Here is a 22031-nt window from a genome sequence, read left to right on the forward strand (position 1 = left end):
GGTTTAGGCGTACGGGTGGCTGCTCCGCAGCCGCTCATAAAACGCCACGGCCGCGCTGGTCGCGATGTTGAGCGAGTCCGTCCCCTCGGCCATCGGGATCGCGGCGCGGTGGTCGGTGGCCTTCATGGCGTGTTCGGTCAGCCCGGGCCCCTCGGCCCCGAAGAGGAGTGCGACCTTGTCGGCGCCGGCGAGGGCGTCGGCAAGTGTTTCATCACCGGCCGGCGTCAACGAGATGAGGCGGAAGCCGCGGTCTTTGAGCAGATCCAGCGAGCGCTGCCACGTGGTGTAGGTGCCGGGCAGCGTGGCGAAGGGAGTACGCAGGACGTGGCCCATCGAGACGCGTACGCTGCGACGAAACAGCGGGTCGGCGCAGCCGTTGCCGAAGAGCACGGCGTCGACTCCTAATCCCGCGGCGTTGCGGAAGAGCGCGCCGATGTTTTCGTGATCGCCCACGCCCTCGAGGACGCAGACGGTGCGGGCGTTATCGAGCACGTCTTCGGGACTGCGGGCGGGGGCGCGGTCGGCGGCGGCGACGAGGCCGCGGTGCATGTCGAAGCCGGCGACCTCGGCGAGGGTGGGGCGCTCGAGCTCGTAGATGGGGACGTCGCCCGGCAGGCCGTAGGCCTCGTCGTAGGCGTCGAGTTTGTTGCGAAAGCCCGCGATGAGGCGCAGCGGGAAGCGGGATTCCACGAGCCGGGAGACCACCAGCGGACCTTCGGCGATGACGAGGCCTTTGCCTCCGGGCAGGTCGGGGCGGCGGTCGGAGCGGTTGAGGTCGCGGATGTCGTCGAGACGTTCATCCGCGGCGTGCTCGATGAAGGCGTAGCGCTCAGTCATGTCGGAAGCCCCTTTTTAGCGCAGGGCGTCGAGGATCGGGTCGGCGCCGAAGAAGATGAGGAACAACGCGGAGACCAGCCACATGATCCAGTGGATCTCCTTGGCCTTGCCGGCGGCGACGAACATGATGGTGAACGCGATGAAGCCGACGCCGATGCCGTTGGCGATGGAGTAGGTAAAAGGCATGACCACGATGGTGAGAAACGCCGGCAGCGCGACGTAGAACTTCGACCAGTCGATGTCACGCACGCCCGCCATCATCATGGCGCCGACGATCACGAGCACCGGGCTGGCGGCCTCGAGCGGCACGATCTCATAGAGCGGGGTGAAGAACATGGCGAGCAGGAACAGCAGGCCCGTGACGACGTTCGCCAGGCCCGTGCGCGCGCCGTCGCCGACACCAGCGGCGGAATCGGCGAACACGGTATTCGAGGAGGCCGAGGCGGCACCGCCGACCACGGCGCCGGTGCCCTCGACGATGAGGGCGCGCTTCATGCCGGGTAGGTTGCCATTCTCGTCGTCGAGCCCCGCCTGGCGGCCGAGGCCGGTCATGGTGCCCATGGCGTCGAAGAAGTTGGCAAACAGCAGGGTGAACACCAGAAGCGTCGTCGCGAGCACGCCAATGTTGACGAAGGAGCCGAAGAGATCGACGTTGCCGAGCAGCGAGAGATCCGGGATCGTGCCGAGCCCGTCCGGGGCGGTGGGCACGGCCATGCCCCAGCCGCCTTCGTTGTAGTTGCCGGCGTCGTCGTTGACGGGGCCGACCTTAAAGATGGCCTCTAGCACGATCGCGAGGATTGTGGTGACCACGATGCCGATGAACAACCCGCCCGGCACGTTGCGCACGGCGAGGATGCCGCAGAGGATGAGGCCGAAGACGAACACGAGCGTCGGGATCGTAGAGATCGAGCCGCCGATGCCCAGGCTGACCGGCACCGTGGTGTTCGCCGCATCCGGCACGCGGGTGACGAACCCGCCGCCGACAAACCCGATGATCGAGATGAACGCTCCGATGCCGACGCTCATCGCGGCCTTCATCGACTGTGGGATCGCTTCGAAGACAAGCTGGCGGAACCCGGTCACGGCGAGGATGACGATGATGATGCCCTCGATGACGATGAGGCCCATCGCCTGCGCCCAGGTCAGCCCCTCCCCCGCCACGGCCGTGACCGCGACCAGGGTGTTGAGCCCCAGGCCCGCGGCGATACCGAAGGGATACTTGGCGAAGATGCCGAAGGCGATCGTCATCACGCCGGCAGCGAAGGCGGTGACCGCGGCGACCCGGCTCACCCCGAGCACGGTGCCCTCGGAGTCCGCACCGGTACCCAAGATCAGGGGGTTCAGCAGGATGATGTAGGCCATCGCGAAGAACGTGACGACACCGGCACGTACTTCCGTCGAGATGGTGGAGCCACGCTCCGAGATGTGGAAGTAACGGTCGAGAAAACCGGTTTGTTCCGCTTTCTCAGTCTGCGTCGAGGTGCTCATGAGTGATTCTTAAGTCTTTCCTTAAACTCAGGCCACCTACGCGGCCGTGGATGATAGGTGGTTGAACAACGCCTTAGACTTTCCCACTTGCGCTCAGCTTCCACAAAACGGAGCACCAGGTAGGGTGAGAGATTATGAGCGCCGCGGACGAACTCCTTCTCACCTTCGCGCTTCGCGACGGCCGCGCCATCGGCCTCAACCGCTACCTCGAAGCGATCCGCACCTGCGCTGGGGTGGGTGACGAGGAGGCGGCCAGTGTCGTCGAGAAGCTCGCCGCGATGTGCCCCGGCCCGGTGCGCCCGGTGATCAGGGCGCATGCCGGCACGATGTCGGTCTCGCGCCGCCCGCTGCCGGCGTCGATGCCCGAGGTCCAGGTCCTCGCCGAGGCCGTACCCGACGCACGCGTGCGCCCCGCCGTGCCCGGCGCGGATCTGGGCTGGCTGAATCAGCAGCTCAACCGGGTGATCAGCCGGGGTGCCGACGACGCCCTCCTCCGCATCACCCCCGGCCTGAGCAGCCAGACGCTCTCGGCGGCGCTGGTGTGCTTCGCCGAGGAGCAGGCGTTCGTCTCCACCCACCCCTCGACCAGCCCGTCGGTGCTGGTGGACATGCTTCTCGACGAACTCGCCCACGCCGGCATCCCCATCCGCCACCGGGCGGAAGGCTTATCGAGAGCCCTCATGACATCCAACGAAACCTGGACCGTCTCCGCCGTGCACGGGATCCGGCGGGTGCGCGGGTGGCTCGAATACGGATCGGCGCTGCCCGCGGCACAGCTGCCTGCGGGGACGAACGTTCCCTCCGCCGTCGAAATGGACGCGCGGATGTGGGAGCTCGCGCAGCCGGTGGCGGACTTTCTGTAGGTTTCGGCGGGGGTTTATGGCAGGCAGGGGCTTCAGGGGGTGAGAACTTCCGGTCGGGTGATGTTGCGCTTGCGTTTGTAGCGCCGTGTGTCATGTTGCGCTAGCGCTGGTCGAAATCACCCTCATAGAAAGGAGTCTCACGCGGTCGAAACCAGCACTCCTTTAGGGGTTCCTCCTTTCGACCAGCGATAACGCAACACGCACACCCGCCCGACAACGCACTCAAAACCGCAGCTCAGCGACCCCAAGAACAGAACCCCAAGAACCGAACTAAACCAGACCCTAAAAAATCGGCCGCTCGTCGTCGAAGGCGGCGGCGCGCTCGTCGTTATCCTCGTCGACCACGGTGTCCGCATGGGCGCCGCATCCGTAGGTCGCGTGCACGACGGTGCCGTCGGCGGAATATTCGTTGGCGCACACCCCGAAGTTCTCCCCCACGGGTTCGCCGAGCGGCAGGTAGAACGCGCAGGTCCGGCACCGCAGCGCCGCTTTCTCGGCGAATTCGCTGTTGGGCCCGAAGTCGCCGGTCCGCCACCGCGTGGTCGCCTGCTCGAGCCCGGCGCGGGTGAGGTGGTGTTTGCGTCGCTTATCGACGACCACCGCCCGAGCATCCTCCGCATCCTCGACAAGTCGCTCGTCGTCGGGCGCGGGCGGCATGAGATCGCCGGGCCCGAGATCGCCGGGGCGCAGCCGGTCGGTGTAGGGCACCCAGTCGGGGGCGGTGAGCGCGTCGCCTTCCGGGGTCGGCACGAGGGCGACTTCGTTGACGGTGACGTAGTCCGAGCCGGTGGCGCAGGCGAGCACGGCGTTCCATTCCCAGCCGGAGTAGCCGGGGACGTCGGCGGCGAAGCGGTGGGTGGCGACGTTTTTGCACACGCCCGCGACGCCGAGGTGGCCGCCGATCGGCCCGTCGTCGAGTTCGCTTAAGGCCTCACGGGCCGTAGCGATGGCGCGCTCTCCCAGCAGTGGATGGTGTCGCTGGCGGTTGCGTCGGTTACGGGAGGATCGTTTCGGATGGGACACGTCTTTCATTATGGATCATCTGACGCATAATAAGGGACATGACCCTGCGCATGTTCTCCTCGCTTGCCCTCTCGGGATTGCTGGCCACCTCGCTGAGCGCCTGCCAGGCCAGCGATGACGTCGGCGTCGAAAAGCCGGGCGTCGAGAAGCTTGGCGTCGAGATCGTCGAGCGCCACCCCTTCGACGAGACGTCTTTCACCCAGGGCCTCGAGGTGGATGAAAACGGCTCGATTCTCGTCGGCACGGGCCGTACCGGCGAGTCGCGGATCTATCGCACCACCACCGCCGATGAGCAGAGCCACTCTCACGATCTGGATGAAGAGCTTTTCGGCGAGGGCATTACCCGCCACGGCGATACCGTCTGGCAGCTGACGTGGCAGGCCGGCACCGTCATCGAGCGCGATGCCACCACCCTCACAGAAAAAGGGCGCGCGAGCTATCCCGGCGAGGGCTGGGGACTGTGCGCCCAGCAGGATCGGCTGATCCTTTCCGACGGTACCGACGAGCTGCGCTACCTCGCCCCGGAGGATTTCTCCGAGATCGGCCGCGTGCCGATCACCTTAGAGGGCGAGCCGCTGGCGGGCATCAACGAGTTAGAGTGCGTCGGCGACGAGGTCTACGCGAACATCTTCATGAGCACCGACATCGTGCGCATCGACCCAGACTCCGGCGAGGTCACGGCGCTTATCGACGCCTCTCGCCTCCCGAATAACGGCCCCGACCACCCGGACGCGGTCCTCAATGGCATCGCGCATCTGCCGGGCACGGATCGCTTCTACCTCACCGGCAAGTGGTGGCCGGACCTGTACGAGGTCCGCTTCGTGCCCAGCGGGTAGACTTACCCGCCATGGCCACCCGGAAAGAAGCAAAGAGGAAGTCCCTGCTGCAGGTCCTGACCTTGCTGGTGATTGCCGCGGTCGTGGTGGCCGTGGTGGTGCTCGCGCAGTCGTGGCTGCGCAACCAGCCGGACCCGGAGCCGGAGGACACGGCGATCGAGGTGAGCGTGGGCGAGCAGACCAAGGAGGTCTACCCGTACATGATCGCCGAGCCCGGGGTGGAGCCGGCCGAAAACGAGGTGCCCACGATCGAGGTGGCCGACGAGGACAACGTCCTCATCTCCCTTCCGGAGCATGTCTACGACCACGATTGGACGGCCGTCATCATCTACGACGAGCCGGGCGCGAACGATCAGATCCTCCACGGCCCCTACGAGGCCGAGGAGATCACCGTCCCAGTCACCGCGGAGCCGGTCGAGGAAGACGGCGAGACCCCACGCCTGATGGTGGTGGAGATCCAGTCGGTGATGATCGGCACCAATGACGCTGGCGAGCAGACGCCCTATACGACGGTGTGGTCCGTCGCCACGCAGCATGCTTAAAAACGCTTAAAAACGCTTAGGCGTCCAGCTCCCGGGCCACGGCCCGCAGGATCTCCGCGACCTGGCGGCCTTCCTTGCGCTCGGGGTAGCGCCCGGCCTCCAGCGGGGGCTGGATGCGGGTCTCAATGACGGTGAGCACGTCAGAGAGCATGCTGGCGAGTTCGGCCGGCTTCCGACGGTTCACCGGACGGCGCTTCGGGGTGTCTTTAATATTCACGCGCAGCGCCTGCGGGCCCCGGCGGCCGGCGGCGAAGTCGAATTCGATACGCTGCCCTTGGACGAGTTCGTCGACCCCTTCGGGCAGGACGGACTTGTTGACATAGACGTCCTCGTCTCCCGGGTTGGTGACGAAGCCGAATCCCTTATCGGGGTCGTACCATTTCACCTTTCCGACGGGCACGTCGATCACCACTTTCTTCCAGCGGGCGGGCTTCATGCCGCGCCCCCACTCGTTTTGTCTTAACAGATAGTCTCGCCAGTGTAGCAGCACCACCCCTATTCCCCTAAGGGCCCAAAACGTGGCCACCGTTTCCCGCCACGACGGAAAATGTGATGAACGTCATACTTCTCATTTTCCCAGCGTACAGCGCCCGCCCCAGTGACGCCTGTTGCTCGTGTGACTTCTGTTGTGATCACTCCGTGTCGCTAGCGTGACACTTTCGTTACAAACCGTTACCGTTGCGTCCAAGCACTTCAGATGCGGACGACGAGGTCTTCGCTCACCGACACAACAGTGACCCGCCCGATCAGGGCGAGGACCGGTAGCCGGCGTCCGCGGCCACACGTTCAAGTGCACGTAGCTACTTCAAAAGATCACGACACTAAAGAACAGCACGGCGTCGCGCTTTTCGGATCGGCAGGGCGGGTCAGCGCGTCGCTTATGAAAGGAATTCACTTCCATGGCCCGTCACGCCCGCACCACCGCCTCCAAGCGCACGGCCTTCGCCGCTTCGGCCGCTGCCGTCGGCGTCGCCGCGTCGCTCTTGTCCGCCCCGATCGCCACCGCCGCCCCGGATCACGCCTGGGACCGCCTGGCACAGTGCGAGTCCGGCGGTGACTGGTCCATCAACACCGGCAACGGCTACCACGGCGGCCTGCAGTTCTCCCAGAGCACCTGGAACGCGTTCGGTGGCGGCGAGTTCGCCCCGCGCGCCGATCTGGCTTCCCGTGAAGAGCAGATCTACGTCGCCGAGAAGACCCTCGCCGCCCAGGGCTGGGGCGCCTGGCCTGCCTGCTCCGCCTCCCTCGGCCTGAGCTACGCGCCGAGCGAGCGCCCGCACCCGCACTCCGGCGGCACCGCCACCCCGGCCGCCTCCGTGGTCAACGAGGTCCGCACCGCCCACGAGGGCAACGACGCCCTCGCCGTCGACGAGCTCTACAACCTTGTCAAGGACGCCCTGGCCCGCTTCGGCGTCACCGTCCCGGCTTCGATCGACAAGCTCTACCACCAGCACCGCGACAACCTGGACGCCTTCTACCAGGCCGCTCGCCCCCAGATCGACCCGATCCTGAGCTCGGTGCTCAACTAAGCACCCCCATAACAAAGGCGGTGCCGGCTCCTTTCTAAGAGGTAGCCGGCACCGCCTTTTTCAGTACCAGTCGGCGAGTCTTATCGGTTGACGCGGGTATAGGGGTGGACGTAGTTCAGCTTCTCCGGCGGGATGGGCAGTTCCAGATCATCGCCGTAGGGGCTGTGCGCTCCGGGGGTGGTGGATACGACTTCGGACACGGCGTGGAAGCCGTCCGGGACATCTGCGGGCCAGGCCGGGTTATCGGGGCGGCCATGCTTCTCTACGTTAGCCATATCCCCATTCAACCAAACCTGTCGCGGAAACGTAACTGTAACCGCAGTAGAATTTCTCACCACGATGACTTCCTCGCCGAGCGATTCCTATCTCAGCTGGTTGCGCGGGCTCGGTGCCGAGCAACTCGCCACGTTGCTCCGCCACCGCCCGGATGTGGTCCTACCCCCGCCGCCGGGCCCGCGCCCGCTGGCTAAGCGTTTGCAGCTGCGCAGTTCGGTCGCGCGCGCTCTACGCAGCGCGACGGCCCTCGAGCTGGCCACCATCGAGGTCGCCGCCGACCTCGGCGCGGAGCTTTCCGCGATCAGCCCCGAGGCACTGACTAACACCATTGTCCAACGAGCGCAGGCGCGCGACGATACGCTTGCCGACGATGAGGTGACCGCCTCCGTCGCCAAGCTCACCCAGCTCGGCCTCCTCTACCCCACCGAGACCGGCTGGCGTCTGGTCACCGAGGCGATGTCGGCGCTGCCCTGGTCCTTCGGCCTCCTGCCGGCCACCCCGGCAACGCAGATCCAGTCCCGCCTCAACGACCTGGAGCCCGCCCAGCTGCACCTGCTGCAGTCCTTGGCGCGTTCCGGCGGCATCGGACACAGCCGCAGCGCCGGCGTGGATGCCGAACCCGCCCACCCCATTCCCCAGCTGATCAACGCCGGGCTGCTCGAACGGCTCGACGCCAGCCACGTGCGCCTGCCGCGCACCATCGCCCGCGTGCTCACCGGCACCCCGACTCATCACCTGCCGCTCGTGCGCCCCCTGCCCCACCCCGCGCCGGCCAGCGACGCCGCACAGAAAGCGATCGACCGCGTCGACACCGCCGGCATCGCCCAGGGCCTCGAGATCACCCGGCAGGTGGTGGAGCTTATCGACGCCCTCGGCACCCAACCGATCGCCCTCAACAAGGATTCCTCCGTCCCGGCGCGGGCCACCGGCCAGCTGGCGCGCCGGCTCGGCTACTCACCAGAAGAGATCAAGCTGCTCGTCGCGATCGCGCAGTCTGCCGGACTCCTCGGCACGGGACTGACCGGCCAGGTGCCCGAGCCCCTCGACCCAGAGGCGAACTACCTCGCGCCCACCCGAGATGTCGACGACTGGCTGGCCGGCGACCTGCCCGCCCGCTACGCGCGGCTTTTAACCGGCTGGCTGCGCAGCCCGCACGCGCACTTCCACGGCGGGCGCCTGCTGGATAACGACGAGGTGCGCGAGGCCCTGCCCGAACTGCGCCGCGTCGCCTTGGCGCTCTATACTCACCTGCCGGCGGATCGCCCGCTTGCAGCCGAAGATATCGCCTCCCACCTCGGGTTCTACGCCCCTCTGGTGGCCACCGGCGCGGCACACCACGATGTCGGCGCGCTTATCGACGAAGCCCATACCCTCGGCGCCCTCGCACACGGTGCGGCGACCACGGTCGTACGCGAGCTGATCTCCGGCGCCGATCCCGTCGCCACCGTCGCCGCGCACACCCGGCGGAGGTCGAGCAGTTCATCGTCCAGGCGGATATGACGATCATGGTGCCCGGCCCCTTGCCCTTCGAGCTGCACCGCCGGCTGGCGCTGATCGCGGAGCTGGAAACCCCGGGCCTGGCCGCGATGTTTCGCATCACCGACGCCTCCGTGCGCCGCGGCCTCGACGCCGGCCTCAGCGAGCGCGAGATCACCGAGTTTTTGGAAGTACATTCACTCGGCGAGCTCCCGCCTACCGTCACCTATCTCATCAGCGACGTCGCCCGCCGCCACGGCGGCCTGCGGGGAGGTGCGGCGCTGAGCTATCTGCGTAGCGACGATGACACACTGCTCGCCGAGGTCATGGCCTCCCCGGCGGCTGAGGCGGCGGAGCTGACCCGGCTGGCACCCACCGTCGCGATCTCCTCGCTGCCGCTGGCCAAGGTCCTACACCACCTGCGCGAGCACGGTTTTAGCCCGGTAGCCGAAAACGCCGAGGGCGCGACCGTCGACGTGCGCCCCGAGCCGGCGCGCGTCTTCGGCCGCCCGCAGACCCCAGAGGTACCGCGCTCTGGGATCAGCGAGGCGAAGATCGACGCGGCGGTCTCCGCGGTGCTCGGCGCATCGGCCGCGCAATCGGCCACGGAGCCTGCCACCGATACGCCCGAGAGCCCGGAGAGCCCGACCACGACGCTGCAGCTGGCGGCGCGCTCGCGCAGGCAGGTGCGGATCGTGGCCGTCGATAAGCATGGCCAGCGCCTGGAGATGACCGTGCTGCCGCTGTCGGTCAGCGGCGGGCAGGTCGACGGGCTCGACGAGGCCAGCGGACAGGTGCGCCGGCTGCTCATTCACCGGATCACCGAGGTCACCTTCGCCTAAGCGCTCAAGCCCACGCTTCAGCACGACACCAGTTAAACCTTATGCGATACTCGGGGTCATGCTATTGAACAGCTCTATGGCGAGCGCTCAACCCGCGAAGGGGGCCTAAACGGACGTGCCCGACCTACATATCGAGAATCTGAACAAGTCCTACGGCGATCACCACGTCCTCGACAACATGACGTTTAGCGTGCGCGAGGGAGAAATTTATGGCTTCGTCGGCTCGAATGGCGCCGGCAAGTCGACCACGATGCGTATCGCGCTCGGCGTGCTCTCGGCCGATAGCGGGAAGGTGAGCTTCGGCGAGCACCCGCTCGACGACGACATCCGCCGTCGCATCGGCTACATGCCCGAAGAACGCGGCCTTTACGGGAAGGAAAAGATCGGCGATCAGCTCACCTTCCTCGGCCGCCTGCACGGCATGTCGGCTGAGGCGGCGCGCACCAACGCCGAGAACCTCCTCGAGCGCCTCGGCCTCGGCGAGCGTATCGGCGACAAGCTGGATGGTCTCTCCCTCGGCAACCAGCAGCGCGTGCAGCTGGCGGCCTCGCTCGTCCACGACCCCGACCTGCTCATTTTGGATGAACCCTTCTCGGGCCTGGACCCGGTGGCGGTCGAGGTTATGAGCCAGATGCTCACCGAGCGCGCCCGCGCCGGCGTACCCGTGATTTTCAGCTCCCACCAGCTGGATCTGGTGCAGCGCCTCTGCGACCGGGTGGGCATCATCGCCAAAGGCCGCATGGTCGCCGAGGGCAGCGTCGACGAGCTGCGCCAAAACGGCCCGATCCGCTACTCCGTCGAGACCGCGAACCCCTTCCAGCTTCCGGAGAGCACCCGCATCGTCAGTCAGGAGCCCGGGCGCATCGTCGTCGAGGCCGATTCCACCGAACGGGACCAGGAGATCCTGCACGCCGCCCTGGCCGCCGGCCCGGTGCACTCTTTTACCCGCCTGGTCCCGCACCTGACTGATCTGTTCCGAGAGGTGGTCTCGTCATGAGTTATTCGTCTGGATACGCCATCACGACCGTCGCCAAGCGGGAGATCCAGGTCGGTGTGAAAAACCGCGGCATCATGATCTCGATGGCGCTCACGCTCATCTTGGTGCTCGGCGGCATCTTCGCCGCCGCCTACTTCGTCGACCGCGACGAGGAGGCCGCCGGCGAGCCCCCGGCCGTCGCCACCACCGAGCCGGCCGTACTCGAGGGCATGGACTACGAGGTCATCGAGGTCGCTGACCGCGGTGCCGGCACGCAGGCTGTCGCCGAAGGCGATGCCGAGGCCGCACTCATCGGCGGCGATAGCGGGTGGGAGTTGTTTTCCGACGGCTCCCCGTCCACCAGCATCGTTGAGGCCATCGGCGCGGCCGTGCAGAGTTTCGAAACCCAACGCGCGCTCGGCGCTTTAGGTATCGATCCCGCGCAATACGCCGCCGAGGTCGGCGATACCACCGTCACCCCGGTCGACGTCTCCGGCGACGAAGACGAGGAGATGAACCCCTCGACCTTCTTTACGCTGCTCGTCAGTCTGGCCGGCATCTTCGTCATGCTCTTCGCGATCATCTTGTTCGCCGCGAACATCGGCTCCCGCGTCACGGAGGAAAAATCCTCCCGCGTGGTGGAGCTCATCCTGGCCTCCGTGCGTCCGATGGACTTCCTCACCGGCAAGATCCTCGGCAACGTCATCTTCGGTTTGGTCTGGACTCTCATCATCGTGTTCTTGGCGGTGGGCGCGCTGATGATCTCCGGGCTTCTCGAAGGCTTCGAATTCGACTGGACCGTCCTACCGCTGATGCTACTCGGCTTCCTCATCGGCCTGATCTTCTTCGGCTCCCTCTACGCGGCGGCCGGCGCGATGGTCCAGCGCACCGAGGATCTGCAGTCGACCCAGGGCCCGATCATGATCCTGGTGTTCACCACCATGTACGTGCCGCTGTTCGGCTGGTCGCAGCTGGATGCCACGTGGATGCAGGTCATGGGCTGGGTGCCGCCGATTTCCACGATGACCGCCCCGCTGCAGTACGCCGCCGGCAACATGAGCCTGTGGGAGGTCTTAGGCTCCTTCGCGATCATGGTGGTGGTCACCCTCGCCGCGATCTGGCTGGTCGCCCGCATCTACCGGGCCGCGATCCTCAACAACGGCCAGAAGATGAGCTGGCTGAAGGCAGTGCGCGCCACCCCGGCCTAAGGGTATAGGCTGGTCGTCTATGACACTTGGCGACGGCCCCCTGATCGTCCAGTCCGACAAAACCGTGCTCCTCGAAGTCGGCCACCCCCAGGCCGCCGAGGCCCGGGCCGCGCTCGCTCCCTTCGCGGAGCTGGAGCGCGCCCCCGAGCACATCCACACCTACCGCGTGACCCCGTTGGCACTGTGGAACGCACGCGCCGCCGGCCACGACGCGGAGCAGGCCGTCGACGTCTTAGAGACCTACTCGAAGTTCCCGGTGCCGCAGTCGCTGCTCATCGACGTCGCCGAGACCATGAGCCGCTACGGCCGGGTCCGCATCCAGAAACACCCCGCCCACGGGCTCATCCTGGAGGCCGACGAGAAGCCGATCCTCGAGGAACTCATCCGCCACAAAAAGATCCGGCCGATGTTAGGAGAGCGTATCGACGACACCACCATCGTCGTCTACCCCTCCGAGCGGGGCCGCCTGAAACAGGAGCTGACCAAGGTCTCCTGGCCGGCCGAGGATCTCGCCGGCTACGTCGACGGCGAGTCCCACCCGATCGCCTTATCCACCGAACACGTCGACTGGCAGCTGCGTGACTACCAGGAATATGCCACCGAGTCCTTCTTCTCGGGCGGCTCCGGCATCGTGGTGCTTCCCTGCGGGGCGGGGAAAACGATCGTCGGCGCCGCCTCCATGGCCCGGGCCCAGGCCACCACCTTGATCCTGGTGACCAACACCGTCGCCGGGCGCCAGTGGCGCGACGAGCTGTTGCGCCGCACCACCTTGACCCCCGACGAGATCGGCGAATACTCCGGCGAGAAGAAGGAGATCAAGCCGGTCACCATCGCCACCTACCAGGTGGTCACCCGCAAGACGAAGGGCGAATACCGGGCCCTCGAGCTTTTCGACTCCCGCGACTGGGGCCTCATCATCTACGACGAGGTCCACCTCTTGCCCGCCCCCGTCTTCCGCATGACCTCCGACTTACAGTCGCGCCGCCGCCTCGGCTTGACCGCCACACTCGTGCGCGAGGACGGGCGCGAAGACGACGTCTTCTCCCTGATCGGCCCGAAGCGTTACGACGCCCCGTGGAAGGAACTCGAGCTCGCCGGCTTCATCGCCACCGCCGAGTGCACCGAGATCCGCACCACCATGACAGATGCCGAGCGCATGGTCTACGCCACCGCCGAAACCCGCGACCGGTACCGCGTCGCGGCGACGTCGACGGCGAAGCTGCGGGTCGTCGATAAGCTCCTGGAGCAGCACCGCGGCCAGCCGACGCTGATCATCGGCGCCTATATCGAGCAGCTGGAGGCCATCGCCGAGCGTATCGACGCCCCGCTCATCGACGGCCACACCACGAATGCCAAACGCGAAGAGGCGTTCGCGGCCTTCCGGGCCGGGGAGGTCTCGGTGCTGGTGGTCTCCAAGGTGGCGAACTTCTCCATCGACCTGCCCGCGGCGGCCGTCGCCATCCAGGTCTCCGGCACGTTCGGCTCCCGGCAGGAGGAGGCCCAGCGGCTGGGGCGACTGCTCCGACCGAAGTCCTCCGGGGCGGAGGCGCACTTCTACACCGTGGTCAGCCGGGACTCGCTCGATGCCGAATACGCCCTCAACCGGCAGCGCTTCCTCGCCGAACAGGGGTATGCTTACCGGATTGTCGATTCGGTATCGTTGGACGGGTGAAGGTCTTCAAGTTCGAGGTCGACGAACCGTTCGCACGCAAGCACAACGAGATGATCCGCGACACCCGCCGGGTACGCGCCGGCGGCATCCTGCTCGGGGCCATCGTGATCATCCTGGCGCTGCTGTTCTACTTCTTTATTGCCGATCAGGCGGTGTGGGCGTTGATGATCCTCATCGTCGCGATCGCGATGGGCATCGTGTTCGCGATCGTCGGCATCACCGTGGCGCGCAAGTACAACAAGATCCAGCCCCTATACGACCGCTACCCACTCGTGCCCTCGGTGATCGCGGAGGTCAACGAGCGTGACTTCGTGCTCATGGCACTGGTGAACACGAACGTCGATCCTTCCCTGCCGCCGCGCTGGGGTCTCGCGCTGCGCACGGTCACGGCCGTACCTGGGATCAAGACGCCGAAGATCGGCATGAAGATCCCTTCTGCCGCGGTCCTCGGCCGGCGCACCACCCACGATCGCGACCACTGGCAGCAAATCACCCCCATGCCGATTGCATGGGGCACGCCCGATCAGGACATCGTGAAGGAAGCCCGCCGCTCCATCCCGCAGGAGCAGTGGAACCGGCTGGATCGCAACCGCGACAAACTCAACGACGTCAAGGCCACCTCACAGGATCTTTTGGTGCTCTAACGCTGGGTTTCTGTTAGCGTCGGGAAACATACCGAGGGGTGCCCCAAGCCAAGGGGCTGAGATACCGCTAGTGCCTCAAGGCAGATGTGGTGACCCTTAGAACCTGATCCGGATCACGCCGGCGAAGGGACTGGTCTCATCGAGCTCACTCTTTTCGCTGGCCTTTCCCAGCAAGGAGCATTGTGAGTACTGAGAGCACTAAAAGCACAGCACTTTCCGACCAGATCGTCCTCGTCACCGGCGGCGCCCGCGGCTTAGGCCGCTCAATCACCGAGGCTTTTTTGAAAGAGGGCGCCCGCGTGGTGATCAACTATTTCACCAGCGCCGAGGCCGCCAAGGACATTGCCGCCTCACACGGCGAGCGCGCCTGCGCGGTACGTGCCGACGTACGCGAACGCCAAGAAATCGAAGAACTCTTCGCAACCGCCGAGTCAGTCTTCGGGGCACCCATAACCACCGTGGTGAACAACGCCCTGACGGACTTCTCCTTCAACGGCGACGCCCGCCCCAAGGCGGAAGACATCAGCTACGAGAACTTCCAGGCGCAGTTCGCCAGCGCCGTGCAGGGCGCGCTGAATACCACGCAGGCGGCACTACCGGGCTTCGAGCGAGCCGAGTGGGGGCGCGTGATCAACGTGGGCACGAACCTGTTCCAAAACCCAGTGGTCCCCTACCACGACTACACCGCCGCGAAGGCGGCTCTGCTGTCTCTGACCCGCACCTTCGCCGCCGACCTGGGCCCCAAGGGCATCACCGTGAACATGGTCAGCGGCGGGCTCTTGCGCACCACGGACGCTAGCGCCGCGACGCCGGAGGCGGTCTTCGACGCGATCGCGGAGACCACCCCACTACAGTCGGTGACCACCCCGGAAGAATTCGCTGACGCTATCTTGTTCTTCGCCTCCCCGTGGGCGCGGGCGGTCACCGGCCAAAACTTAGTTGTCGACGGCGGGTTGGTGAAGGATTAGGCGGCCTAGAGGATGGTGGGTTTTGGCCGCCTTTCACGCCCCTTGCTGGATTAACTAGCCAAGAACGCCGCCACTTCCGAGACGTTTCCAGCATAGCTCCCCATGTGCTTCGCAGCCCCATACAAACCGGGGAGCAAACGCGTGGCGACAAATCCCATATCTTGCGGCGATGCGGGGTGAGGGCCAGTGAAAAGAGACGACGCGACAAGCGAAGATACGTGGTCCCTCAAGCCAGGAATCGAGTCCGAGTCGCACACGAGGTCGCCCGCATTACACACGTCCATGACTCGATCCCCAACAGCCCCATAGGAGGCCATCGATCCAAGAACACCAATGTCTCGTGGTGCCGCCCCCGCTTTAACTCCTGAGGCCGGGCCGGCATGAGGATTAGAAATCAGGCCCACAGCGCGCAGCTTCTCCGCTGTTATCGGCCCATGGCCGTGCCCAATCGACGCTGCTACCTAGCCAGCAATATCCGCGCCCAAGGGGTACCCAGTCAACGTGATATCCGAGGCGGGGCACTCACGAGCCACGCGGGACAGCGTGGCGTTAAGATTGTCAACGCCCTGCTGCTGTGCCGCCAGGTAAGGGATTCCCACGAACGGAATAGAGGAGTAGTGGGACCTCACGGTGGAAATCCCCCGAGCACTAAGCTCCCGCGCTACCTGCGAGGTGTACGACGGCGAGGGTATTTCCGGGTTATTTCCTAACACGTTCAAGGACTGACCCCCGCCGGGAACAGCCACATTCACAACGGGAGTACAGCGAATCCCTAGGTCAGGAAGGGACGACTGGGCGTGTGCCGCACCGACGCCCCCCAAGGAGGCCTACAGCCACGGCGAGACCAGCAAAAATTCGACGAAACATTATGAAACCTCTTGTCTTACGCCATTACAGATGTTCGGCGACGCGCTGAGCGATGTGCTCGGAACCAGCGCGGGAGGGGTGCAGGCCCATGTTCCGGCCCGGGGTGGTCGTATCAATCGCACCCGCTACGTAGCGTTCCTGGTCGCTGGCACAGGTGTCGTGGTACTTGGAGGATTCCATGATGTCGATGAACGTAGCCCCCGCGCCCTGAGCCGCCCAGTACTGGTTGTGGCGGTTTTGCTCCTCCACAAAATGCACAGTGTTGCCCGGAAGGCCCGCCGGCTGGTTCGGAATGACGTTGATGGGGCAGATAGCGTGTGGGAAGTTCGCGGTCGAAATCGACAGCTGCCCCGGAATGATGATCTTTGCGTTCGGGGCAATGGCACGGACCTTATCCGCAATGGTCCGGATGTTGTCCTTCAGATTGTAGTGAATTCCGTTGAGATCGAAAGGAATGTTCCCGTCCAGAATTCCGAACGGCCCGAAATCGTTCATGCCCACAGCCGCAACCACAGCGCGGGTACCGGGGTGAATGTCACCAGCCTTGATGGCCTGGTCGATACGGTTTACGGCACCAAGCGAGGTTTGGGCGGTGCACGACCAGTCCGACACCGGCACGCCCGTGTTCTGGCTCAACAGACGCGGCCAGTTGTCCGGCGCCTGCAGGCACCCGCCGTTTTGCGGGTAGTTGTTGATCCATGCGTTCGTCACACTACTGGATTGGACCAGCGCCGATCCGCGAACAGCGTTACGCACCTCGTCGGGGTTGGCGGTGAAGGAATCACCGACAACGACGACGTTTCCGTTCTCTGCCGCCTCAGCGGTGGTGGACATACCAACACCGGTGAAGGCAGCTGTCAATGCCGTGGCCATCGCGGCAATCTTCGTCTTGAGGGGCACAGTAGTCAGGCCTCTTTCCATGCTTGAAGGTTAATATATTGGGCACTTTATACTAGGAAAGAATTAATCCAAAGGTCAAGTCCACGCGAGTGGTGTATCTGCCTTTCGATAAAACAAGCAGCATGACGATCTCAGGGACCGGCACGAGCCCGATGGTGCGACTGGCTCATGCAACCTCCTGAACAATGTCGCCGGCATCGATGTGGTGGGCAGCCATCATGGTCTTCGTCTGCTCCAGGCTCGTCAACGACATGTAGCGCTTCTGCTGGATCCTTCTCATCATGCTGCTTTGCCAACACGGCACCAACCAGGCGGATCACCGCGTCGCGGTTGGGGAAGATCCCCACCACATCGGTGCGCCGGCAGATCTCCCGGTTCAGCCGCTCGGTGGGGTTGTTCGACCACACCTTCGTCCACACCGTCCTCGGCGTGTTCGTAAACGCCAGCAGCTCGTCGAGCGCTTCTTCGAGGTGAGTGCGCGACATGAGGGAACTTCTGCTCACAGAAAGTCACTACGTCCCGGGCCTGATCCCATACAGCCTGGGCATCGGGTTGCTGGAAGATCGTGTGGAACATCGCCGACAAGGTCGGCCATTGGCTTTTGGGCACCACTCCGGAGAGGTTCTTCGCGCAATGCGTGCGACACCGTTGCCAGGACGCGTTCGGCAGCACCTCGCCGATGGCGTGCTGGATACCCAGGTGTGCGTCGCTGGTGACCAGGTACACCTCGTTTAAGCCGCGGGCCTTGAGATCGCGAAAGAAAGCCGGTCCACGAGGCCACAGACTCGGATGTGGCGACCTGCATGCCCAACAACTCCCGATACCCTTCGGCATGGACGCCGGTGGCCAGCAGCACGGAAGTCTTGACCACCCGTCCGCCTTCACGGACCTTCATCGTCAACGCGTCACAGGAAACATACAGGTAGGGGACGGTATCCAGGGGTCGGGTGCGGAAGTCCTCCACCATCTGATCAAGATCTTTGGCCATCTCTTAAGACCTGAGACTTCGACAGGTTGTTGATCTCCAGGCTGGCGACCAGGTCGTTCATCCTGCGGGTGGAGATACCCTTGAGGTAGCAGGTGGCGATCACGGTGGTCAAGGCCCGTTCGGTGCGGGTGCGCCGTTTAAGCAGCCAGTCCGGGAAGAACGAGCCGGTTCTGAGTTTGGGCACGACGACGTCGACGGTGCCGACTCTGGTGTCGAGGTCGCGGTGGCGGTAGCCGTTTCGGACGTTGGTGCGGTTGTCACTGACGGTGGCGTCCTCGGCGCCGCAGACTTAGTCGGCCTGGGTCGAAAAGGATCTGGTTGATAAACCTTGGAGCATCTCGCGCATTAGGTCCGGGGAGGCTTGGGCCAGTAGTTCGTCGAGGTAGGTAGTCGGGTCGATAGAATGGAAGCCAGCGGCCATCGTGGTGTCCCTTTCGAGGAAGTGTGGTTACGGATTCGAAAGGTACTGCGGTGGCCGCCCACATCTTCCATGGGGTCCTCACCGGCAGTTACAGATACACCACGCTAACGGACGCAACCGTAACTGGTTGCGTCCGTTAGCGTGGTGTATCTGTAGCCCGCGGTAAGTCTTGTGCCGGTGTGCATGAAGGCGACCATCGCGGGTACCTTTCGAATCAACTTCTACCTATCCTCGAAAGGAAGTACCCTGCGATGGCCGCTGACCCTCATCATATCGATCCGACCGCGTATCTCGAAGAGCTACTGACTCAAGCGTCCCCAGATTTGATGCGCCAAATGCTCTCGGACTTCATCAACCAAATCCTCTCGGCTCAGGCCGACAGCGTCTGCGGTGCTGACTACGCCACTGTTTCTCCGCAGCGCACCAACACCCGCAATGGCTACCGTCACCGCCAACTCGACACCCGTGTCGGCTCCATTGACGTCGCTATCCCAAAACTACGCACCGGGAGCTTCTTTCCTGATTGGCTTGTGGAACGACGCAGCAGAACCGAACGGGCCCTGACCACAGTGATCGCCACCTGCTACTTAAAGGGTGTCTCCACCCGCAGGATGAACGACCTGGTCGCAACACTGGGGATCACCAACCTGTCGAAGTCCCAGGTCTCTGACATGGCCAAAGAACTCGACATCATGGTCGAGGAGTTTCGAACCCGCCCGCTTGATCAGGGCCCGTACTACTACCTGTCCTGTGATGCGGTGACCATGAAAGTTCGTGAAGGCGGACGGGTAGTCACGACCAGCGTGCTTATTGCCACCGGTGTCAATAACGACGGCTACCGGGAGCTTTTGGGCATGCAAGTAGCAACATCAGAGTCCGTGGAATCTTGGACCGGGTTCTTCCAGGACTTAAAAGCCCGCGGACTTGGTGAAGTCTACCTCGTCACTAGTGATGCCCACCTGGGTATCCAGGCCGCTGTCGGCCAAGTTCTTCCTACTGCCGGTTGGCAGCGGTGCCGAACGCATTTTGCCAAGAACCTTTCCTCGAAAGTTTCCAAGCGCGGGTGGACGACGTTGTCGGGGATGTTTCATTCCATTTTTCAGCAAGCCGACGCCAGGTCCACGTGGGACCAAGCCCGGGAAGTAGTAGAGTTCTGTCACCAGCGTTTCCCAGAAGTAGCCGGATACGTGGAAGAGTCGTTGGATGAGATCTTAGCGTTCACGAACACGCCGAAAGCTGTGTGGACGAAGGTGTGGTCGAATAACCCGACGGAACGACTCAACCGGGAAATCCGCCGGCGTACTGACGTTGTCGGCATCTTCCCCAATCGGGCCGCGGTAGTACGACTCGTCGGGGCAGTGCTCGCCGAGCAGCATGATGATTGGATTCAACAAAAGCGCTACATGTCACTGGCAAGCCTGGAACAAACCCGAAAGCTTATCGTCGCCAACACCGTCGACGCGAGCAACACCGTCACGACCGAGGGAGCGGCCTAATGCACAGCAACCCAGCCCGCGCCGGTCCCCGACACCCCCTCCACTAGATTCCAATGATTCAGGAAGGACAGATACACCACTCCCGCGGACTTGACCGCCCCGACCCCAAAACACACTTACTGCTGCCACTCAGGCCGGTTCTCATCCACGAACCGGTAATACTCGACGTTCTTCAATCCCGAAGCGGCCGCTTCGTCCACCACGATGGTCGCCCGCCGATGCAACTGCACCAGAGAGGCCGGAACCGACGCACTGAGCGGACCTTCGAGCGCGGCGGCGATCGCGTCGGCCTTGGCCTGACCCGTCGCCAGCAGCAAGAGATGCCCAGCGCGCCGGATCGTGCCGAGCCCTTGGGTGAGCACGTGCACTGGCACGTCGTCGGGCGAGTCGAAGAAGCGGGCGTTGTCGCGCACCGTGGCCGGATGCAGGGTCTTGAGCCGGGTCAGCGAGTCGAAGGAGCTTCCGGGCTCGTTGAACCCGATGTGCCCGTTGCCGCCGATGCCGAGCAGCTGGATGTCGATCCCGCCGGCGTCCTCGATCGCGGCTTCATAATCGCGGCAGGCCTGCTGCAGGTTATCGGCGGCGGCGTCGGGAACGTGCACGTTTGCGGGATCGATGTCGAGCTGGTCAGTAAGTTCTCGGTGGATGACCGCGTGGTAGCTCTCCGGGTGCGAGTAGTCGAGGCCGACGTATTCGTCGAGCGCAAACATGCGGCAGCCGGCGAAGCTGAGTTCGCCGGCCTGGTGGCGGCGGATGAGTTCGCGGTAGGTGGCCAGCGGGGTGGATCCGGTCGCCACGCCGATGGTGGCGTGTGCACGCGCGTAGCGGGCGAGGATGTCGGCCGCGGTGGTGGCTACGGCGGAGGCGTCGGTCCTGACGAGGATGTCCATGAGAACTCTTTTCTGGTTCTGATGCCAAGGTGCTGGCGGGGGCAGCGGGCGGTGATGATGCTTTCGTACCGGCATGATAGGTCGTATGATGTCTTACGACTATTTGTGTTCCCAACGGGCCTGAAAGCCTGAGAGGATGGCCGGCATGTCCGCACCTATCAGCGGGGTGGTTCCTCCGCTCGTCACCCCTTTCACCGAAGACTTCCAGATCGATACCGACGCCCTACACCGCCAGGCCACCCGGCTTATCGACGCCGGCGTCCACGGCCTCTTCGTCCTGGGTTCCTCCGCCGAGGCCGCGTTTTTGACCCGGGAACAGCGCCAGGTCGTGGTGCACACCGTCGCTCAAGCGGTGCGCGATCGCCAAGCTGACCTGCCCGTGATCGCGGGCGTCATCGATATGACCACCCCGCGCGTTCTCCAGCACGTCGACGACGCCCTCACAAACGGCGCCACCGCGCTCGTGGCCACCGCGCCTTTCTACGTGCGCACCCATCCTAACGAGATCGCTCGCCACTTCCGCCTCCTGCACGAGGCCGCCCCACAGGTGCCGCTGATCGCCTACAACATCCCGGTCTCCGTCCACGTCACGCTGGATATTCCGCTGCTGATCCAGCTGGCCCAAGAAGGCGTTCTCGCCGGCATCAAGGACTCCGGCGGGTCGGATTCCTACACCCGCTCGGTCATCCTGGCGCGCCGCCACGCTGGCCTGACCCCGGAGCAGTTCGCGATTTTCACCGGCTCGGAAACGACCGTCGATTTCGCCTACCTTGCCGGCGCGGATGGCGTGGTCCCGGGCTTGGGCAACGTCGATCCGCTCTCCTACGTCCAGCTGCATCACCTGCTGCACGAGGGCCGCTACCACGAGGCCGCACAGCTCCAGGAGCACATCATCGACCTCTTCGAGATCGTCGCCGTCGGTGACCCGGCGCGCATGGGTGGATCTTCCGCGGGTCTCGGCGCGTTCAAGGAGGCGCTGGCGCATCTGGGGATCTTCCCGTCGGCACGCATGGCCGCCCCGCACGAACCGCTCAACGACGCCGAGCGTGCCCGCATCCACGCGATCGTCGACGCCGCCGACATCCAGGAGCCGCGCTCATGAGCACGCGTGAGGTCACCCTCGGCATTGACGTCGGCGGCACCAAGATCGCCTATGGCCTTGTCGATCCCGCCTCGCCCCGCGAGGTGATCGCCTGGGATCAGCTTCCCTCGCGCGGCGGTGACGGCAACGCCGCGCAGCAGGTCGCCCACAACTTGAAAGAAGCCTTAGAACGCGCGCACGCGCTCGC

At 64.6% G+C, this 22031-nt stretch carries 20 protein-coding genes, 1 pseudogene and 1 riboswitch; of the genes and pseudogenes, 13 read left to right on the forward strand and 8 right to left on the reverse strand.

Features of this window, described 5'->3' with window-relative positions:
- Window positions 1–3: 3 nt before the first annotated feature.
- Both C3B44_RS08290 and C3B44_RS08295 read right to left on the reverse strand, forming a co-directional pair.
- Window positions 4–837: a TrmH family RNA methyltransferase gene (locus C3B44_RS08290; RefSeq protein ID WP_108431967.1), complete on the reverse strand. Its 834-nt coding sequence runs from the start codon at window positions 835–837 to the stop codon at window positions 4–6.
- A 15-nt stretch (window positions 838–852) separates the two neighbouring features.
- Window positions 853–2325, reverse strand: coding sequence for an NCS2 family permease (locus C3B44_RS08295; RefSeq protein WP_108431968.1), 1473 nt, complete (start codon window positions 2323–2325; stop codon window positions 853–855).
- A gap of 134 nt (window positions 2326–2459) precedes the next feature.
- On the opposite strand from C3B44_RS08295, the gene C3B44_RS08300 reads away from it, so the two are divergent.
- Window positions 2460–3188: an aminotransferase class IV gene (locus C3B44_RS08300; protein WP_108431969.1), complete on the forward strand. Its 729-nt coding sequence runs from the start codon at window positions 2460–2462 to the stop codon at window positions 3186–3188.
- Window positions 3189–3470: 282 nt separating this feature from the next.
- Here the strand turns inward: C3B44_RS08300 and C3B44_RS08305 are convergent, their stop codons facing one another.
- Window positions 3471–4220, reverse strand: coding sequence for a DUF3027 domain-containing protein (locus C3B44_RS08305; RefSeq protein WP_108431970.1), 750 nt, complete (start codon window positions 4218–4220; stop codon window positions 3471–3473).
- A gap of 29 nt (window positions 4221–4249) precedes the next feature.
- Here C3B44_RS08305 and C3B44_RS08310 point away from each other — a divergent pair, with 29 nt between their 5' ends.
- Window positions 4250–5047, forward strand: a complete 798-nt coding sequence (locus C3B44_RS08310; protein ID WP_108431971.1) for a glutaminyl-peptide cyclotransferase — start codon at window positions 4250–4252, stop codon at window positions 5045–5047.
- Between the two features lie 11 nt (window positions 5048–5058).
- Window positions 5059–5589: a DUF2771 domain-containing protein gene (locus C3B44_RS08315; RefSeq protein WP_108431972.1), complete on the forward strand. Its 531-nt coding sequence runs from the start codon at window positions 5059–5061 to the stop codon at window positions 5587–5589.
- A 16-nt stretch (window positions 5590–5605) separates the two neighbouring features.
- On the opposite strand, the gene C3B44_RS08320 is transcribed toward C3B44_RS08315, so the two are convergent.
- Window positions 5606–5989, reverse strand: a complete 384-nt coding sequence (locus C3B44_RS08320; RefSeq protein ID WP_108432620.1) for a cold-shock protein — start codon at window positions 5987–5989, stop codon at window positions 5606–5608.
- 499 nt (window positions 5990–6488) lie between these two features.
- Between C3B44_RS08320 and C3B44_RS08325 the strand changes: the two genes are divergently transcribed.
- Window positions 6489–7118: a resuscitation-promoting factor Rpf1 domain-containing protein gene (locus tag C3B44_RS08325; protein WP_108431973.1), complete on the forward strand. Its 630-nt coding sequence runs from the start codon at window positions 6489–6491 to the stop codon at window positions 7116–7118.
- An 80-nt stretch (window positions 7119–7198) separates the two neighbouring features.
- On the opposite strand, the gene C3B44_RS08330 is transcribed toward C3B44_RS08325, so the two are convergent.
- Window positions 7199–7393, reverse strand: coding sequence for a hypothetical protein (locus C3B44_RS08330; protein ID WP_108431974.1), 195 nt, complete (start codon window positions 7391–7393; stop codon window positions 7199–7201).
- Window positions 7394–7457: 64 nt separating this feature from the next.
- Between C3B44_RS08330 and C3B44_RS08335 the strand changes: the two genes are divergently transcribed.
- The 7 genes from C3B44_RS08335 (at window position 7458) to C3B44_RS08365 (ending at window position 15180) form a co-directional block, all read left to right on the forward strand.
- Window positions 7458–8894, forward strand: coding sequence for a hypothetical protein (locus C3B44_RS08335; protein WP_108431975.1), 1437 nt, complete (start codon window positions 7458–7460; stop codon window positions 8892–8894).
- A complete protein-coding gene (locus C3B44_RS08340; protein WP_108431976.1) occupies window positions 8891–9712 on the forward strand; it encodes a helicase-associated domain-containing protein in 822 nt (273 codons plus the stop codon). Before C3B44_RS08335 ends, C3B44_RS08340 begins: the two co-directional genes overlap by 4 nt.
- Before the next feature lie 115 nt (window positions 9713–9827).
- Entirely contained in the window at window positions 9828–10709 is an 882-nt protein-coding gene (locus tag C3B44_RS08345) for an ABC transporter ATP-binding protein (RefSeq protein WP_108431977.1), read from the forward strand.
- Window positions 10706–11896 carry an ABC transporter permease gene (locus C3B44_RS08350; protein WP_108431978.1) on the forward strand — a complete coding sequence of 397 codons (1191 nt, stop codon included), beginning with the start codon at window positions 10706–10708 and terminating at the stop codon, window positions 11894–11896. The genes C3B44_RS08345 and C3B44_RS08350 overlap by 4 nt, the downstream gene beginning before the upstream one ends.
- A gap of 19 nt (window positions 11897–11915) precedes the next feature.
- Complete coding sequence (locus tag C3B44_RS08355) at window positions 11916–13568, forward strand: DNA repair helicase XPB (protein ID WP_108431979.1); 1653 nt, start codon at window positions 11916–11918, stop codon at window positions 13566–13568.
- Complete coding sequence (locus C3B44_RS08360; RefSeq protein ID WP_108431980.1) at window positions 13565–14212, forward strand: DUF3239 domain-containing protein; 648 nt, start codon at window positions 13565–13567, stop codon at window positions 14210–14212. The genes C3B44_RS08355 and C3B44_RS08360 overlap by 4 nt, the downstream gene beginning before the upstream one ends.
- A gap of 24 nt (window positions 14213–14236) precedes the next feature.
- Window positions 14237–14360: riboswitch (TPP riboswitch) on the forward strand.
- 34 nt (window positions 14361–14394) lie between these two features.
- Window positions 14395–15180, forward strand: a complete 786-nt coding sequence (locus C3B44_RS08365; RefSeq protein ID WP_235840410.1) for a 3-oxoacyl-ACP reductase — start codon at window positions 14395–14397, stop codon at window positions 15178–15180.
- Window positions 15181–16071: 891 nt separating this feature from the next.
- Here C3B44_RS08365 and C3B44_RS08375 read toward each other — a convergent pair.
- Both C3B44_RS08375 and C3B44_RS08380 read right to left on the reverse strand, forming a co-directional pair.
- Complete coding sequence (locus C3B44_RS08375) at window positions 16072–16947, reverse strand: SGNH/GDSL hydrolase family protein (RefSeq protein WP_158268633.1); 876 nt, start codon at window positions 16945–16947, stop codon at window positions 16072–16074.
- Between the two features lie 166 nt (window positions 16948–17113).
- Window positions 17114–18356: pseudogene (locus C3B44_RS08380) on the reverse strand (IS256 family transposase).
- A gap of 251 nt (window positions 18357–18607) precedes the next feature.
- Between C3B44_RS08380 and C3B44_RS08385 the strand changes: the two are divergent.
- Window positions 18608–19852, forward strand: coding sequence for an IS256 family transposase (locus tag C3B44_RS08385; protein WP_108430557.1), 1245 nt, complete (start codon window positions 18608–18610; stop codon window positions 19850–19852).
- A 116-nt stretch (window positions 19853–19968) separates the two neighbouring features.
- Here C3B44_RS08385 and nagB read toward each other — a convergent pair whose 3' ends face one another.
- Window positions 19969–20742, reverse strand: a complete 774-nt coding sequence (nagB, locus tag C3B44_RS08390) for a glucosamine-6-phosphate deaminase (RefSeq protein WP_108431983.1) — start codon at window positions 20740–20742, stop codon at window positions 19969–19971.
- Window positions 20743–20878: 136 nt separating this feature from the next.
- On the opposite strand from nagB, the gene C3B44_RS08395 reads away from it, so the two are divergent.
- On the forward strand, window positions 20879–21844 hold the full coding sequence (locus C3B44_RS08395; RefSeq protein WP_108431984.1) for a dihydrodipicolinate synthase family protein: 966 nt from the start codon (window positions 20879–20881) through the stop codon (window positions 21842–21844).
- Window positions 21845–22031: the final 187 nt, after the last annotated feature.

Source organism: Corynebacterium yudongzhengii (assembly GCF_003065405.1).
Classification (GTDB): Bacteria; Actinomycetota; Actinomycetes; order Mycobacteriales; family Mycobacteriaceae; genus Corynebacterium; species Corynebacterium yudongzhengii.

Excerpts from the sequence above, each read along its gene's own strand:
- C3B44_RS08305 (WP_108431970.1), bottom strand. The coding sequence starts at position 4,220 with ATGAAAGACGTGTCCCATCCGAAACGATCCTCCCGTAACCGACGCAAC.
- C3B44_RS08300 (WP_108431969.1), top strand. The coding sequence starts at position 2,460 with ATGAGCGCCGCGGACGAACTCCTTCTCACCTTCGCGCTTCGCGACGGC.
- C3B44_RS08355 (WP_108431979.1), top strand. The coding sequence starts at position 11,916 with ATGACACTTGGCGACGGCCCCCTGATCGTCCAGTCCGACAAAACCGTG.
- C3B44_RS08310 (WP_108431971.1), top strand. The coding sequence starts at position 4,250 with ATGACCCTGCGCATGTTCTCCTCGCTTGCCCTCTCGGGATTGCTGGCC.
- nagB (WP_108431983.1), bottom strand. The coding sequence starts at position 20,742 with ATGGACATCCTCGTCAGGACCGACGCCTCCGCCGTAGCCACCACCGCG.
- C3B44_RS08340 (WP_108431976.1), top strand. The coding sequence starts at position 8,891 with ATGACGATCATGGTGCCCGGCCCCTTGCCCTTCGAGCTGCACCGCCGG.
- C3B44_RS08325 (WP_108431973.1), top strand. The coding sequence starts at position 6,489 with ATGGCCCGTCACGCCCGCACCACCGCCTCCAAGCGCACGGCCTTCGCC.
- C3B44_RS08290 (WP_108431967.1), bottom strand. The coding sequence starts at position 837 with ATGACTGAGCGCTACGCCTTCATCGAGCACGCCGCGGATGAACGTCTC.
- C3B44_RS08330 (WP_108431974.1), bottom strand. The coding sequence starts at position 7,393 with ATGGCTAACGTAGAGAAGCATGGCCGCCCCGATAACCCGGCCTGGCCC.
- C3B44_RS08315 (WP_108431972.1), top strand. The coding sequence starts at position 5,059 with ATGGCCACCCGGAAAGAAGCAAAGAGGAAGTCCCTGCTGCAGGTCCTG.
- C3B44_RS08295 (WP_108431968.1), bottom strand. The coding sequence starts at position 2,325 with ATGAGCACCTCGACGCAGACTGAGAAAGCGGAACAAACCGGTTTTCTC.
- C3B44_RS08335 (WP_108431975.1), top strand. The coding sequence starts at position 7,458 with ATGACTTCCTCGCCGAGCGATTCCTATCTCAGCTGGTTGCGCGGGCTC.
- C3B44_RS08395 (WP_108431984.1), top strand. The coding sequence starts at position 20,879 with ATGGCCGGCATGTCCGCACCTATCAGCGGGGTGGTTCCTCCGCTCGTC.
- C3B44_RS08385 (WP_108430557.1), top strand. The coding sequence starts at position 18,608 with ATGGCCGCTGACCCTCATCATATCGATCCGACCGCGTATCTCGAAGAG.
- C3B44_RS08350 (WP_108431978.1), top strand. The coding sequence starts at position 10,706 with ATGAGTTATTCGTCTGGATACGCCATCACGACCGTCGCCAAGCGGGAG.